Source organism: Mesorhizobium sp. M2A.F.Ca.ET.039.01.1.1, assembly GCF_003998035.1.
Taxonomy (GTDB): domain Bacteria; phylum Pseudomonadota; class Alphaproteobacteria; order Rhizobiales; family Rhizobiaceae; genus Mesorhizobium.
Window position 1 is genome coordinate 1 of sequence record NZ_RZRY01001373.1, and the last position, 759, is coordinate 759.

At 66.0% G+C, this 759-nt stretch carries 1 protein-coding gene; it reads left to right on the plus strand.

Translation table 11 applies throughout. The features are described from left to right. Positions 1 to 759: ATP-binding cassette domain-containing protein (locus EOA24_RS39940; protein WP_133375050.1), on the plus strand; the 759-nt coding region annotated here is incomplete at both ends.

The window sequence follows — 759 nt, forward strand, 5'->3', positions numbered from 1 at the left end:
GACTATGACGGCGCGCTTTTGATGACCTCGCACGACCGCGAGTTCATGAACCGCATCGTCAACAAGATCATCGAGATCGATGCCGGCGCGCTCACGTCCTATTCCGGCAATTACGAATTCTACCAGGAGCAGCGGGCTCTCGCCGACAAGCAGTTGCAGGCGCAGTTCGAGCGCCAGCAGGCGATGCTGGCCAAGGAGATCGCCTTCATCGAGCGCTTCAAGGCGCGCGCCTCGCACGCCGCGCAGGTGCAGAGCCGGGTGAAGAAGCTCGACAAGATAGACCGCGTCGAGCCGCCCAAGCGCCGCCAGACGGTGGCCTTCGAGTTCCAGCCGGCGCCGCGCTGCGGCGAGGACGTGGCGACGCTGAAAGGCATCCACAAATCCTATGGCAGCCGCTCGATCTATTCGGGCCTCGACTTCCAGATCCGCCGCCGCGAGCGCTGGTGCGTGATGGGCGTCAACGGCGCCGGCAAGTCGACGCTGCTCAAGCTTGTGGCCGGCGCCTCCGAGCCCGACGAGGGCTCCGTCGCGCGCGGTCCGAGCGTCAAGATGGGCTATTTCGCCCAGCACGCCATGGAACTGCTCGACGGCGAGCGCACCGTCTTCCAGACGCTGGAGGATAATTTCCCGCAGGCCGGCCAGGCGCCGCTGCGCGCGCTTGCCGGCTGCTTCGGCTTTTCCGGCGACGAGATCGAGAAGAAGTGCCGCGTGCTGTCGGGCGGCGAGAAGGCCCGCCTGGTGATGGCGCTGATGCTGTTC